Raw genomic sequence first — 13,803 nt, forward strand, 5'->3', positions numbered from 1 at the left:
CGGTCTCCCTCGTCGGTCGGAGCCCCCGACCAGCACCTCCCGGCACGTTACCCCGGGAACAGGCGCGACACCGTGGATACGGCGATCCTTTCCACCCCGGCCGCCCGGCCGAGCCCGCGAGGCTCGGGCCGGGGCTTGCGGGTGGATGGTTCGGGTACGGCACCGGGGAGGCCGCCCCGCGTTGCGTCCGGCCGACGATGGGGTGAGTATCAATGGCATCCCGGTCGATGGCGGGAGGGCATGGGCAACGCGTGGCTCGCCGAGGTTGGCACGGACCCGCTGACGCGGGCCCGCGAGATCGGACGGGCACATTCGGCCTTCGTCTCGACGCACGCGATGGCCGGTGTCGACGCCGTACGACCGGTGGTCGCCCAGTCGTGGCTGCGGTCGGCGGACGCCCGGGTCGAGCCGGCGGGCGACGCCCCGGTCACCCTCGTCGACGAGGACCTCTCCGGCTACCGGTCCCGACATCCGCTGGCGTCCGTGATCGGGCTGCTCCGCCAACTCGTCGGTACGGTGGCCGAGGAGGGCGAGCACCTGATGGCGGTGTCGGATGCCGACGGCCGACTGATGTGGGTGGAGGGGCATCCGGTCGCCCGCGCCTCGGCCGAGCGGATGAACTTCGTCGAGGGTGCGCTCTGGGACGAGGAGCATGCCGGCACCAACGCGCCCGGTACGGCGTTGGCACTCGACCACGAGGTCCAGATCTTCGCCACCGAGCACTTCCGGCCGGCGGTCCAGGCGTGGACCTGCTCGGCGGCGCCGATCCACGATCCGGCGACCGGCCGACCGCTCGGGGTCGTCGACATCACCGGTGATGACGGGGTGGCGAACCCGCTGAGCCTCGCGCTGGTCCGGGCCGCGGCCCGGGCCGCGGAATCCGAGCTGGCCCGGCGGCCGTCGGGGCTATGGCTCCCGGGTGCGGCTCCGCCACGGTTGTCGGCACTGGGCCGGCCCGAAGGGCTGCTGCGCCTGGACGGTCGGAACATCCGGCTGCACCGCCGGCACACCGAAATCATGATCATGCTGATGCTCCGTCCGGACGGGTTGACCGGTGAGCAGCTCGCCTCGGCCCTCTACGACGGACCGGCGAACCCCACGACGCTACGGGTGGAGTTGACCCGGCTGCGCCGCGTCATCGGCGACCGGCTCGCCTCCCGGCCGTACCGCCTGGTCGAGCCGGTCGGCGCCGACTTCCTCGACGTCGCCTCGGCGTTACGCGCCGACGATCTGGGCGGAGCGCTCGGCGGTTACCACGGTCCGCTGCTGCCGGATTCGGAGGCACCGGGCGTGGTCGAGCAGCGGAACTGGCTCGACACCCGGCTGCGCGCCGCCGTACTCGCCTGCCGGGAACCGGACCTCGTACGCGGCTGGGCCGACCGGCACGGCTTTGACGACCTACGGGTGTGGGAGCGGCTGGCCCGGATCACGGTGTACCCGTCGACGCACCGCACGATCGCCGAGCAGCGGTGCCGACAGCTCCGCACGGAGTACGGCCTCCCGGCCCGACGCAACGTCCATGCAACGTCCCCGAAACTACCGTGACCGCCATCCATCCCTGACCGTCCGACCAGGGGCGGCAGCAGCTGACGGAGGTCACCCCCCATGACCGACTTTGCGGCGCCCGGCACATCCGGAGCCACGCTGAACTACCAGTCCCGCTACGACCACTGGATCGGCGGAGAATACGTCGCACCCGCGCTCGGCCGGTACTTCGACAACCCGACTCCGGTCACCGGGCAACCCTTCTGCGAGATCGCCCGCGGCAGCGCCGAGGACGTCGAACGGGCCCTCGACGCGGCGCACGGCGCCGCACCCGCCTGGGGCCGTACCTCCGTCGGCGAACGCGCGAACATCCTGAACAGGATCGCCGATCGGATGGAGGCCAACCTCGAGGCGCTCGCCGTCGCCGAGACGTGGGAGAACGGCAAGCCGATCCGGGAGTGCCTGGCCGCCGACATCCCCCTGGCGATCGACCACTTCCGGTACTTCGCCGGCGCGATCCGCGCGCAGGAGGGCTCGCTCGCCGAACTCGACGAGGACACGGTCGCGTACCACTTCCACGAGCCGCTCGGGGTGGTGGCCCAGATCATCCCGTGGAACTTCCCGATCCTGATGGCCACCTGGAAGCTCGCGCCGGCACTGGCGGCCGGGAACGCCGTGGTCCTCAAGCCCGCCGAGCAGACCCCAGCCTCGATCCATTTCTGGATGAGCCTGGTCGCGGACCTGCTGCCGCCCGGCGTGGTCAACATCGTCAACGGGTTCGGCATCGAAGCCGGCAAGCCCCTGGCCACCAGCCCACGGGTGGCGAAGGTCGCCTTCACCGGCGAGACCACCACCGGGCGGCTGATCATGCAGTACGCCAGCGAGAACATCACACCCGTCACCCTCGAACTCGGTGGGAAGAGCCCGAACATCTTCTTCGCCGACGTCAGCGCGGCGCGCGACGACTTCTACGACAAGGCTCTCGAAGGCTTCACGATGTTCGCCCTCAACCAGGGCGAGGTCTGCACCTGCCCGTCGCGGGCGCTGATCCAGCAGGACCACTACCAGGACTTCCTCGACGCCGCGGTGGCCCGTACCGAACAGATCGTCCGAGGTCATCCGCTCGACCTGGCCACGATGATCGGTGCGCAGGCCTCGAACGACCAGTTGGAGAAGATCCTGTCCTACCTGGACATCGGTACGAGGGAGGGCGCCAAGGTCCTCACCGGCGGTGCCCGGGCCGACATGCCCGGCGAACTCTCCGGCGGATACTACGTCCAGCCCACGATCTTCCAGGGCAACAACTCGATGCGTGTCTTCCAGGAGGAGATCTTCGGCCCCGTGGTGTCGGTGGCCCCGTTCGCCGACTACGACGACGCCATGAAGATCGCCAACGACACCCTGTACGGGCTCGGCGCGGGCGTCTGGACCCGCGACGCCAACACCGCCTACCGGGCCGGACGGGCGATCCAGGCCGGCCGGGTCTGGACGAACTGCTACCACGCCTACCCCGCACACGCCGCGTTCGGCGGGTACAAGGGCTCCGGCATCGGGCGGGAGAACCACAAGATGATGCTCGACCACTACCAGCAGACCAAGAATCTCCTGGTCAGTTACTCGGCCAAGAAGCTGGGACTGTTCTAGGCCATGCCCAGCACCGACATCTCCCGGGTGGCCGTCACCGAGGCGGCGGCGGAACTGCTCCGCACCCTGTCCGGCGTACACGGGCCGTTGATGTTCCATCAGTCGGGCGGGTGCTGCGACGGCAGCTCACCGATGTGCTACGTACAGGGTGAGTTCCGGACCGGCGCGTCCGATATCCAGCTCGCCGCCCTGCGGGTCGACGGGGTACCGGAACCGGTGACGTTCTGGATGTCGAGGGCGCAGTTCGAGACCTGGCGGCACACCCACCTCACCGTCGACGTTGTGCCGGGCCGGGGCGGCGGCTTCTCGTTGGAGGCACCCGAGGGCGTGCGATTCCTGATCCGGTCCCGGATGCTCACACCGGAGGAGGACGCCGTCCTGAACGTGTAGCGCCACGGACCGGTGCACGTTTCCCGGACCCCTGCGCCGGTGGTTCGGCGACGGGTGGTCCGGGGTCCGGTAGGCGGCATTCCGCTGGCTGGTTGACTGTGACGCGTGCAGGCTGAGGAGATCGACCGCATCGCGGCGGCACTGGGTGGCAGGGTCGTCGCGACGCGTACGCTGGCCGGCGGCTTCTCGCACGAAACCTGCCTGCTCACGATGGCGGACTCCCAGGTGGTCGCCCGGCTCGGTGGTCCGGACCCGGCCATCGAGGCGGCGGTCATGGCCGTGGCTCGGCGGTACGCCCCCGTCCCGCCGGTGCTGCAGGTGTTGCCATCGTCGGCCGAGGCCGGCAGCGCCCGGCCGGCGATGGTGCTGGAGTACGTGGCCGGCACCCCGCTCAGCCAGGTGCTCACCGCAGGCGGGTACGACCGGGCGGTCCTGGCCGACCTCGGCGCCGAGGTGGGGCGGGTAGTCGCCGGCATCGGCGCGGCGACGTTCGACCGTCCAGGCTTCTTCGTCGACGAGCAACTCACCGTCGGCGCGGAGGCGCCATGGTCGGAGCAGCTTCCCGGGCTCGCCGCGACCTGTATGGACGGCACTCCCCCGGCCAGGCTGGACCAGGCCACCCGGCGGGCCTGGGTGGAGCTGTGCACGGCCCACGCCCCGGCGCTGAGGCGCGTCGACGCTCACGCCCGGCTGGTGCACGCCGACATCAATCCGAAGAACATCCTGGTCACCCGGTCCTCCGGCGGCTGGCACGTCGACGCCGTCCTGGACTGGGAGTTCAGCTACTCCGGCTGCACGTACGGCGATGCCGCGAACATGGTCCGGTTCGGCGCCGACTATCCCGACGGGTTCCTCGCCGGCTTCCGGCACGCCTTTTTCGATCAGCAGCCTGCCGATCCGGAACTCGCCGAGGAGCGCGGGTACCTGGGGCGGGTGCTCGACATGTTCGCGCTCAGCGACCTGGTCACCCGCCCCGTCGGGCACCCCGTCGCCGACCAGGCGGCACAGCAGATCCGGCACTGGGTGCGGGACGGCGTACCCCGGTCCGGCTGACCCTGGCGAGGGGTCATCCCTTTCCCCGCGTGCCGCTCGGGCCCGCCGGGGCCGGTGCCCCGGCTGACTTTAGGCATCAAAGGCGCCAATTCGGGGATTAACGCCCAATGTTGGGGTTTCTACCCGAGGTGCCGTGGCCACTCGGCCCGAGCATCGGGGTCTTCGCCGTCGCCGGGCTGATCACCATCCTGGGCAGCATCCGACTGGTCGCCCTCGGCGACGCCCTGGCCGACCGGACCGGCTGGGGCGAGGCGGTGTTCGGAGTGGTGTTCTTCGGCGTCGCGACCGGGCTGTCCGGAATCGTGATGACCGCGGTCACCGCGGCGAACGGGCATCCCGAACTCGGCTACAGTAACGCCGTCGGCGGAATCGCCGCGCAGACCACCGCCCTCGCGCTCGCCGACGCCTTCTACCGCAGGGCCAACCTGGAACACGCCGCCGCATCGCCGTCGAACCTGCTCTTCGGCTGCCTGCTCATCGCCCTGCTCGCGCTGGCCCTGCTGGGCAGCTACAGCCCCGATGTCACCGTCGTGGGTATCCATCCGGTGTCCGTGGTGATCGTCGCCTGCTATCTCGGCGGCCTCCGGCTGATCCGCAGGGCCGGCGCCGAACCGATGTGGCAGGCCGTCGGCACCACCGAGACCCGCCCGGACGTACCGCAGGAGCATGGCGCCCTCGACCGCCTCGGCCAGTCCCGGCTCTGGGCCCGGTTCGTGCTGGTCGGCGCCTTCGTGGCCCTGAGCGGCTGGGCGGTGTCGCTGGCGGCCGAGAGCGTCGTGGAGACGACCGGGCTGACCGCCGGGTTCACCGGTGGTGTCCTGCTGGGCGTGGTGAACGCCCTGCCGGAGGCTGTCACCGCGATCGCCGCGGTACGCCGGGGCGCGGTCACCCTGGCCGTCGCCGCCGTCCTCGGCGGCAACATCCTCGACCTGCTCACCCTCGTCGTCGGGGATGTCGCCTACCGACAGGGGTCGATATACCACGCCGCCGGCACCGAGGACCTGTTCATCACCACCACCGGCCTGCTCATGACCGCCATCCTGCTCGGCGGCCTGCTCGTCCGGCAGGCGTGCGGCTGGGGGCGCCTCGGTTTCGAAGGTGTCCTCCTCCTCGTCACGTACGCCGGGATGACCGCCATCCTCGCGACCTGACCCGCGCCCGGGACGGTTCCCGGAGGCGGGCGGGCGCGGCCGAGCCAGCTTCGGGACGTCCTGCCTTGATCGGCTGCCCGGCCAGCACCTCACGTACCCTTGCCGCCACAGGCCGGCCGAGCCCCGTACCGGCTACGTCGGCCATCCCCGGCAGTTCGAGATAGCGGAGGCAGGACGTTCAGTGGGTGGCTACGGGCTACAGGTAGCGCTGGTGGCGGTACTGGTACTGATCAACGCCGTGTTCTCCGGCAGTGAGATGGCCCTGGTGTCACTGCGCGAGAGCCAGCTCCAACGGCTGGAACGGCAGTCCCGGGGCGGAAGGGTCCTGGCCAGGCTGGCACGCGACCCCAACCGGTTCCTCGCCACCATCCAGATCGGCATCACCCTGGCCGGCTTCCTCGCCTCCGCCGCCGCCGCGGTCTCCCTCGCCAAGCCGCTCGTACCGGCGCTCGGATTCCTCGGCTCGGCCGCCGAACCGGCCTCGATCGTGCTCGTCACGATCCTGCTGACCTTCGTCACCCTCGTCCTCGGCGAACTCGCGCCGAAACGGATCGCGATGCAGCGGGCCGAAGGCTGGGCCCTGCTCGTCGCCCGACCACTCGACGCGCTCTCGACGTTCTCCCGCCCGGCGGTCTGGCTGCTCAGCAAGTCCACGAACGTCGTCGTACGGCTCACCGGCGTCGATCCCGACGGCGGCCGGGAAGAGGTCAGCGCCGAGGAGCTACGGGAGATGGTCGCCTCGCAGCGCGGGCTGACCGCCGAGCACCGCACCATCATCAGCGGAGCCTTCGAGATCGCCGACCGGATCCTGCGCGAGGTTCTCGTCCCCCGTGGGCAGGTCACCACCCTGCCGGCCAACCTGCCCACCGCGCAGGCGCGGCGCCTGCTCGTCGACTCCGGCCACAGCCGGGCCCCGGTCGTCAACCGGGGCGGTCTCGACGACGTGACCGGCATCGTCCACCTGCGGGATCTGCTCGACGACACCGGCACGGTGGCCGACCACGCCGCCCCGGTCCTGTTCCTGCCCGAGACCCTCCGCGTCACCGAGGCCCTCCGACAACTGCGCCAGCGGCGCCAGCAGTTCGCCATCGTGGTGGACGAACGCGGCGCCAACGACGGCATCGTGACCCTCGAGGACCTGATCGAGGAGATCGTCGGGGAGATCTACGACGAGACCGACCGCGACGTCCAAGCCGTCGTCCGGGAAGCCGACGGCACGCTGCTGCTGGCCGGAACGTTCCCCATCCACGACCTACCCGACCTCGGACTCGACCTCGACGAACCCGACGACGGCGACTACACCACCATCGCCGGACTCCTGCTCGCCCGCCTCGGCCACATCCCCACCGCACCCGGCGAAACCGTCGAGCTGCCGACCTTCACCGCCCAGGTCGTCGAGATCACCAAACACGCCATCACCAAGGTCCGACTACGCCCCCGGTCCGCGCCGGTGACGGAACCGGGCGCCGCCGATGCCGACCGGGCCGAGGGGCGCCGCAGATAGGCAGGGCCGCCTCACCTGCTGGAGCCGCGCATCACGCCGGAGATCACCCAACGCTGCGCGATCAGGTAGATCAGCACCATCGGCGCCAGCGCCATCAGGTACGACGAGAAGGCGAGCGTGTAGTTGGTGCTGAACTGGCCCTGGAACACGTACTGGACCAGTGGCAGGGTCTGCGCGTCCGGGCTGGAGAGCACCACCAGCGGGAGCAGGAAGTCGTTCCATGCCCACAGGCAGGTCAGGATGCCCACGGTGGCGTTGATCGGGGCCAGCAGCGGGAAGATGATCCGCCAGAACGTGGTCCAGACGCCCGCCCCGTCGGTCAGCGCCGCCTCCTCCAGTTCCCTCGGGATCGAGTTGAGGTAGCCGACGTAGATGAAGACGTTGAGGGCCAGGCCGTACACCACGTACAGGAAGGTCAGGCCGAGCTGGTTGTCCATGCCCAGCAGGGCCGTCTGCTTCACCACCGGCAGCATGATGATCGGAAACGGCACGAACAGCGCCGAGACGAAGTAGTAGAAGAGCAGCTTGAAGCCGCGCCGGTGCAGGTTGCGCGAGATCGCGTACGACACCATGGAGTTGGTCAGCAGGGTCAGCACCAGCGCGCCAACCGTGATCATCGCGCTGTTGACCGCGGCGTTCGGGAAGCCGGTCAGCTCCCAGGCGTCCGCGAAGTTTGCCCAGCGCGGGTTCTCCGGCGGCGCGAAGCCGGACCCGGCAAGCTCCTCCGGGGTCTTGAGCGCGGTGACCACCGCGAAGTAGAGCGGGATGAGAATGGTCAGCGACAGGACGGCCATCAGCGCGGTGAGCCACCAGTTGACCCGGTTCCTCCGACGGGGGCGGACCGGTCGGCCCGGCGGTTGTCCGGCGGCCGTGTCCCGGGTGGCGAGGGTCTGGCTGGACATCAGGCCTGCACCTCCCGGCGCATCAGGATCCGGAGCTGGAAGAGCGAGAACGCGACGATCACGATGAAGAAGAGCACGGCGTTGGCGGTCTGGTAGGCGAAGTCGCCGCCCTGGAAGCCGCCCCGGTAGATGACCATGGAGATGCTCTCGGTGGAGGTGCCCGGGCCGCCGGCCGTCAGCGGGATGATGTGGTCGAAGACCTGAAGGAAGTTCTTCAGCGACAGCACCATGTTGATGGTGAAGAACGCCGCGATCAGCGGGAAGGTGATCTGTCGGAACTGTCGCCACCGGCCGGCCCCGTCGATCGACGCCGCCTCGTACAGCTCGGTGGGGATGGTCTGAAGGCCGGCCAGGTAGAGAATGACCGCGAAGGCGGTCGCCTGCCAGACCGCGAAGACCACGATCGCGACCCAGGCCAGGTCCTCGTCGGCCAGGATGCTGGTGGCGAAGGTCTCGCTGCCCCACTTCTGGCCGAGGTACGGCAGGGTCGTGCTGAACAGGTAGTTGAAGATGTAGCCGAGCACCAGGATCGACATCACCTGAGGAAGGAAGAAGATCCCCCGCAGCGCGGTACGGAACCTGATCCGCGAGTTCAGCCCGACCGCGATCGCCAGTGCGATGACATTGGTCAGCACCGTGCTGAGGATGGCGAACTGGAACGTGAACAGGTACGAATCACGGATCCGCTCGTCGGAGAAGATGTACCCGTAGTTCTCCAGACCGACGAAGCTCCAGTCGCCGTAGCCCGCGTAGTCGGTGAAGCTGTAGAAGACGCCCTGCAGCACCGGGATCGTGTGGAAGACGAAGAAGAGTACGAGCGCCGGGACGGCCATCCAGTAGAAGACGGGGTCGGTGCGGTGGGACCGGCGCCGCCGGCGGCGGGAGCGGTGCGACGTCTCGTCGGTGTCGACCGGCGACGTCGTGGCAGTTGTCATGGGTGGAGTCCTCCGACCATCGTCACCGTCATCGCCCCCGGTCCGTCCGCTGCCCGCTCACTTCCGCCGCCGGGCGAACTTGTTCCACTCGCTGTCCAGCGTGGACAGGAAGGCCCGCTCGTCGCCGTCGATGAGGAACTGCTGGGCGATCTGCGCCAGCGGGATCACCGGCGGGATCTGATGGTCGGGGAAACCGACGATCCGGCCCTGCTCGAACAGCGGCGCCAGGTCCGTCAGCGCGGGGTCGGCCGGGGCCTGCCCGCGCAGCGTCGGGACCGCGCTCTGCTCCTCGGCGTACGCGGCGATCACCTCGGGACGCATCAGGTACTCCACGAACGCCAACGACTCCCGCTCGCGGCGTGGCTCGCGCGGCATGGTCACCGCCACGTCCACTCCGGACACCAGTCGTGCGTCACCCACCGGCATCGGGAAGACGCCGAGGTCGAAGGCGGGATCGAACTGGCGGATCGCCGGGATGGTCCAACTGCCCTGGACGTACATCGCGGCCTGTCCCTTGGCGAACGCCTGGTTGCCGTCGTCGTAGCCGCGGGAGAGCCTGTCCTGCTGGGCGTACGAGAAGAGCTGCTCGTACCGCTGGGCGACCTCGGGCCAGCCCTGCCGAAACGAGGTCTGGTCGCCGCGCAACCGGTTCCAGTAGTCGTCCGGCGACAGGTTGGCGGCGATCGGGTTGAGCGCGCTCAGCGCGGTCCACGAGTCGCTCAACGTGCCGTACACCGGTGTGATCCGCGCGGCCCGGAACTTCTCCGCGGCCGCGATCAGGTCCTCCCAGGTCTCCGGTACGCCGACACCATGGGCCGCGAAGATCTCCTTGTTGTAGATGACGCCCGAGGCGTTGCTGGCGAACGGTAGTGCGTTCACCTCACCGGGACTCGCGGTGCCGAGATCGTCCAGCACCTTCAGGATCGCGGGGATGACGGTCCTGCCGGCGGCGACGCCGGAGAAGTCGTAGAAGACCCCGGCACGGGCCAGTTCGGCGTACGAGGCGTTGCCGTTGAGCGTCATCACATCCGGAATGTCGTCGCGGACCAGTCGCGTCCGCAGCGCGGTCTCCGAGTCGGGTACGTGGTTCTGCACCACACGGATGTCCGGACGCTCCCGCTCGAAATCCGCAATGATCTTGTCGAAGGTCTGTACCGCCTCCGACTTGAACTGGAAGAACTCGATCTCGACACGCCCGTCCTCCGCGCCGCCGACCAGACCGCAGCCGGCGACCAGTGACGTCGTGGCGAGACCCGCGACGAGACGGGCGATGCGACGGGACATGCACGGCACCTCCGGCAACGACGGACGTGACGGGCGTCACGGTGATCGCTCCCTACCCTCGCCCTTCGGCCGGCAAACCGTCGCGGCGGCCAGCACCGAGACCGTTGCGACGCAGGGGCGGACGATCCCGGGTACGCCCGTTGGTCCAACCTCCCCAGGTCGAGGTCGGCGCGCTCATCGTGTCCCGACGTCGTGCGCGGTGCCGTCGGTGACGGCCCGGAGCTTGTCCGGGTTGGCCACGTTGTGGACGGCGGTGATCTGGCCGTCGGTGTCGAAGTCGAGGGTGACGGTGGCGATCACCCGGCCCATCCCCCGGAACACCATGCCCGGCCCACCGTTGATCTCGACGAGGTCGGCGTTCATGTCGGCCGGATCGACGCCCTGGTAGGTGACCGTACCGATGGCCGCGAACCAGGCGGCCACCGTGGCCGCGCCCACGACCGGACGCAGCGCCTGGCGGACCTTGCCGCCGCCGTCGGTCCAGAGCGTGACGTCCGGGGACAACAACTCCATCAGGGCGTTGATGTCGCCACCCGTCGCGGCGGCGAAGAATTTCTCGGTGACCTCGCGCTGCCGTGACCGGTCCGGGGCGAAGCGCGGTCGTCGCGCCAGCACGTGCTCGCGAGCACGGTGCGCGGCCTGCCGAACGGCGGCTTCGGACCGCTCCACCGCCTCGGCGATCTCGGCATGGCTGAAGTCGAAGACCTCCTTGAGTACGAACACCGCGCGCTCGAGCGGACTCAGCGTCTCCAGGACCACCAGCATCGCCATCGACACCGACTCGGCGTCCGTGACCGCCTCGGCCGTGTCGCCGCTGGTGAGGATGGGCTCCGGAAGCCACGGCCCGACATAGGTCTCCCGCTTGTACCGGCTGGAGCGCAGCCGTTCCAGCGCCAGATTCGACACGATCCGCGCCAGGTACGCCCTGGGGTCGGCCACCTGCGAGCGGTCGGCGGCCGACCACTTGATCCAGGCGTCCTGCACGGCGTCCTCGGCATCGGCCGCGCTGCCGAGGACGCGGTAGGCCACCGAGAACAGCAGCTTGCGATGCTGGTGGAACACCTGCTGGTCGAGTTCCGGGAACGGCTGGGTCACCCCACTCCCCCGACCCGGGTGAAGCGGCCACCGCGGGGCCAGAAGGCGCCCGAGGCGGGCATCTTCTTCATCCGGCGGTAGGTCGACCAGGGCGAAGCGGTCACCATCTCCTTGTACCGGGCCGCCATCCGGCCGGTCAGGTACATCCGCCGAGGACTGTCGTCGGGACGGGTGAACTGCACGACCGCGTCGTGCCGGCCCAGGCTCACCGGCGTGTGGTAGTAACCGAAGCGGAACCGCCCGGGCCGCTTGCCCGCCAGCACCCGGACGATCGACACCGCGGCGTGCACACCGGTCGGCATGCCGCCCTGGCAGGTACCGTGCATCACGCCGTAGCCCTGACGGATCGCGGCCGCGTCGCCCACGGCGTACACCTCCGGGTGCGAGACGGAACGCAGCGCGGCGTCGGTGACGATGCGGCCACGCTCGTCGACGGTCAGCCCGGCAGCGGCCGCCAGCGGCGACACCCGCGTTCCGCTCGTCCACAGGACCACGTCGGCGGCGATGCTCTCCCCGCCCGCCAGCTCGACCGCGTCGGGCAACACCTTCACCACCTCGACCTCGCTGCGTACCCGGACCCCCAGACGTCCGAGCGCCGACCGCAGGTACGCCCTGGCTCCCGGATTCATCGTCGCACCGGGCTCGGACCGACCCAGCAGTACGACGTTCAGCTCCGGATGCCGTTCGGCGATCTCCGCAGCCGACTCGATGCCGGTCAGCCCGCTGCCACCGACCACCACTGTGCCACTGTGTAGTCGGGCCAGCCGGTCCGCCAGCAGCTCGGCGTCCTGAACGCTGCTGAGGGTGTACGCGTGCTCCTCGACGCCCGGCACCGCCACCGTATCGGCCACGCTGCCCAACGCGTACACCAGGGTGTCGTAGGTCAGGACCCGGCCGTCGTCGATCCGCACCGTCCTGGCGTCCGCGTCCACCGCCGTCACCCAGCCGGGGACGAACCCCGCACCCGCATCCTCCAGCAGCTCCGGGATGCTCAGCTCGGCGAGCTGTTGTCCGGTCGCCGTCATGTGCAGCCGCAGCCGCTCGGTGAACCGCTCCTGCGCATTCACCAGGGTCACCCGCACGTCCTTGCGCCCGTTGACCCGGGCCGCGAGCTGGATCGCCGCGGCCATGCCCGCGTAACCCGCGCCCAGGATCAGAACGCGGTGCGGGATCGCCGGGCCGGCCCTGTGCTGTCTGCTCATCGTTGCGCCCCTCTCGGTGTGTTGCTCACGACCACCAGATGCGAGCTGCCCGTCCGGATGTGACATCGGGCCGGTGTGACGCGCGCCATGGTGAGCGCCGGCTCAGTGGCGCGCGTCCGGCGGTACGTCGCCGAGCGCGGTCAGCATCGTACGAAGCAGATTCGCCAGTTGCTCCTGCTCGTCCGGGCGCAGCACGCTCTTCGGAGTCGCCGGAACCATCGGAAGCCGGATCCTCGCCGAAGAACCTGACCGAGCCTTACGGCAGAAGGTCGGTCAGCCGCTGGCCTGCGGTCGGCAGTACCGGATTCGGGGCCGACCGTCGCCGGCCGTGTCGACCTCCGCCCGTACCTGGTAGACCTGTGCGATCCGGCTCGCGGTGAGCACCTCGGCGGGCGTACCCGCCGCGACCACTCGGCCGGCGCGCAACAGCACCAGCCGGTCGCAGTACTGCGCCGCCAGGTTGAGATCGTGCAGGGTCACCACGACGGTGGTCGCCGAGCCCGCGAGGAACCGCAGCAGTTCCAGCTGGTGCCGGATGTCCAGATGGTTCGTCGGCTCGTCGAGCAGCAGCAGATCCGGCTCCTGTACCAGGGCACGGGCAATGTCGACCCGCTGCCGCTCCCCGCCGGACAGGCTGGACCAGCGCCGCTGCTCGAAACCGGCCAGGCCGGCCTCGGCCAGCGCCTGCCGGGCCAGGGCCAGATCGGCGGCGGCGACCCCGGCAAGGCGCGACCGGTACGGGATCCGGCCCAGCAGGATCACCTCCAGGGCGGACATCTCCACGTCGGTCGCCGTGTGCTGGGTGACCACCGCGATCCGCCGGGCCAGTACCCGCCGGGGCAGCGTGCGCAGTTCGACGTCGTCGAGCAGCACCCGCCCCGAGTCGGGTCGGCCCAGCCCGGCCAGCAGCCGCAGCAGGCTCGACTTACCGGATCCGTTCGGCCCGAGCAGTCCGACCGTGGTACCCGGTTCGGCGGCGAGCGCCACCTCGGCCAGCACCCGCACGCCGGCCACGCCCCAACCGACCCGGTCCGCACGCAGCCGCGCCGGCTGCGCGCCCAGGGCGTACCCGTCGCCGCCGGCCCGGCCGTCGCGGGCGGGCCCGCCCGGCCAGCCGTGGTCGGCGGCGCCCCGATCCACGGTGTCCGATCCGGCAAC

General features: G+C 70.1%; 12 protein-coding genes. 6 read left to right on the top strand and 6 right to left on the bottom strand.

The features are described from left to right. Nucleotides 1–240 precede the first annotated feature (240 nt). From H4W31_RS31080 to H4W31_RS31105, 6 genes are all read left to right on the top strand, one after another. On the top strand, nt 241–1,545 hold the full coding sequence (locus tag H4W31_RS31080; protein WP_192769873.1) for a GAF domain-containing protein: 1,305 nt from the start codon (nt 241–243) through the stop codon (nt 1,543–1,545). A 60-nt stretch (nt 1,546–1,605) separates the two neighbouring features. Continuing rightward, nucleotides 1,606–3,129 carry an acetaldehyde dehydrogenase ExaC gene (gene exaC, locus H4W31_RS31085; RefSeq protein WP_192769874.1) on the top strand — a complete coding sequence of 508 codons (1,524 nt, stop codon included), beginning with the start codon at nt 1,606–1,608 and terminating at the stop codon, nt 3,127–3,129. A gap of 3 nt (nt 3,130–3,132) precedes the next feature. Beyond that, nucleotides 3,133–3,519: a DUF779 domain-containing protein gene (locus tag H4W31_RS31090; protein ID WP_192769875.1), complete on the top strand. Its 387-nt coding sequence runs from the start codon at nt 3,133–3,135 to the stop codon at nt 3,517–3,519. Nucleotides 3,520–3,624: 105 nt separating this feature from the next. Further along, nucleotides 3,625–4,572, top strand: a complete 948-nt coding sequence (locus H4W31_RS31095; RefSeq protein WP_192769876.1) for a phosphotransferase — start codon at nt 3,625–3,627, stop codon at nt 4,570–4,572. A 107-nt stretch (nt 4,573–4,679) separates the two neighbouring features. Next, nucleotides 4,680–5,723 carry a sodium:calcium antiporter gene (locus H4W31_RS31100; RefSeq protein ID WP_192769877.1) on the top strand — a complete coding sequence of 348 codons (1,044 nt, stop codon included), beginning with the start codon at nt 4,680–4,682 and terminating at the stop codon, nt 5,721–5,723. Nucleotides 5,724–5,904: 181 nt separating this feature from the next. Beyond that, nucleotides 5,905–7,227, top strand: a complete 1,323-nt coding sequence (locus tag H4W31_RS31105) for a hemolysin family protein (RefSeq protein ID WP_192769878.1) — start codon at nt 5,905–5,907, stop codon at nt 7,225–7,227. An 11-nt stretch (nt 7,228–7,238) separates the two neighbouring features. Here H4W31_RS31105 and H4W31_RS31110 read toward each other — a convergent pair whose 3' ends face one another. From H4W31_RS31110 to H4W31_RS31135, 6 genes are all read right to left on the bottom strand, one after another. After that, the gene (locus tag H4W31_RS31110) at nt 7,239–8,129 is read right to left on the bottom strand and encodes a carbohydrate ABC transporter permease (protein ID WP_192769879.1); all 891 of its coding nucleotides are present in this window, start codon (nt 8,127–8,129) and stop codon (nt 7,239–7,241) included. Then, entirely contained in the window at nt 8,129–9,064 is a 936-nt protein-coding gene (locus tag H4W31_RS31115; RefSeq protein ID WP_192769880.1) for a carbohydrate ABC transporter permease, read from the bottom strand. Before H4W31_RS31115 ends, H4W31_RS31110 begins: the two co-directional genes overlap by 1 nt. 57 nt (nt 9,065–9,121) lie before the next feature. Next, complete coding sequence (locus H4W31_RS31120; protein WP_192769881.1) at nt 9,122–10,348, bottom strand: ABC transporter substrate-binding protein; 1,227 nt, start codon at nt 10,346–10,348, stop codon at nt 9,122–9,124. 174 nt (nt 10,349–10,522) lie between these two features. After that, nucleotides 10,523–11,443: an RNA polymerase sigma-70 factor gene (locus H4W31_RS31125; protein ID WP_192769882.1), complete on the bottom strand. Its 921-nt coding sequence runs from the start codon at nt 11,441–11,443 to the stop codon at nt 10,523–10,525. Next, complete coding sequence (locus H4W31_RS31130) at nt 11,440–12,645, bottom strand: NAD(P)/FAD-dependent oxidoreductase (protein ID WP_192769883.1); 1,206 nt, start codon at nt 12,643–12,645, stop codon at nt 11,440–11,442. Before H4W31_RS31130 ends, H4W31_RS31125 begins: the two co-directional genes overlap by 4 nt. A 273-nt stretch (nt 12,646–12,918) precedes the next feature. Continuing rightward, nucleotides 12,919–13,785, bottom strand: coding sequence for an ABC transporter ATP-binding protein (locus H4W31_RS31135; RefSeq protein WP_318783507.1), 867 nt, complete (start codon nt 13,783–13,785; stop codon nt 12,919–12,921). Nucleotides 13,786–13,803 lie beyond the last annotated feature (18 nt).

It is taken from the genome of Plantactinospora soyae (assembly GCF_014874095.1).
In the GTDB taxonomy this organism is placed as follows: domain Bacteria; phylum Actinomycetota; class Actinomycetes; order Mycobacteriales; family Micromonosporaceae; genus Plantactinospora; species Plantactinospora soyae.

What these genes read in the sequence shown, in the direction of transcription:
- H4W31_RS31115 (WP_192769880.1), bottom strand. Translation starts at nt 9,064, where the DNA reads ATGACAACTGCCACGACGTCGCCGGTCGACACCGACGAGACGTCGCAC.
- H4W31_RS31100 (WP_192769877.1), top strand. Translation starts at nt 4,680, where the DNA reads ATGTTGGGGTTTCTACCCGAGGTGCCGTGGCCACTCGGCCCGAGCATC.
- H4W31_RS31090 (WP_192769875.1), top strand. Translation starts at nt 3,133, where the DNA reads ATGCCCAGCACCGACATCTCCCGGGTGGCCGTCACCGAGGCGGCGGCG.
- H4W31_RS31130 (WP_192769883.1), bottom strand. Translation starts at nt 12,645, where the DNA reads ATGAGCAGACAGCACAGGGCCGGCCCGGCGATCCCGCACCGCGTTCTG.
- H4W31_RS31110 (WP_192769879.1), bottom strand. Translation starts at nt 8,129, where the DNA reads ATGTCCAGCCAGACCCTCGCCACCCGGGACACGGCCGCCGGACAACCG.
- H4W31_RS31080 (WP_192769873.1), top strand. Translation starts at nt 241, where the DNA reads ATGGGCAACGCGTGGCTCGCCGAGGTTGGCACGGACCCGCTGACGCGG.
- H4W31_RS31120 (WP_192769881.1), bottom strand. Translation starts at nt 10,348, where the DNA reads ATGTCCCGTCGCATCGCCCGTCTCGTCGCGGGTCTCGCCACGACGTCA.
- exaC (WP_192769874.1), top strand. Translation starts at nt 1,606, where the DNA reads ATGACCGACTTTGCGGCGCCCGGCACATCCGGAGCCACGCTGAACTAC.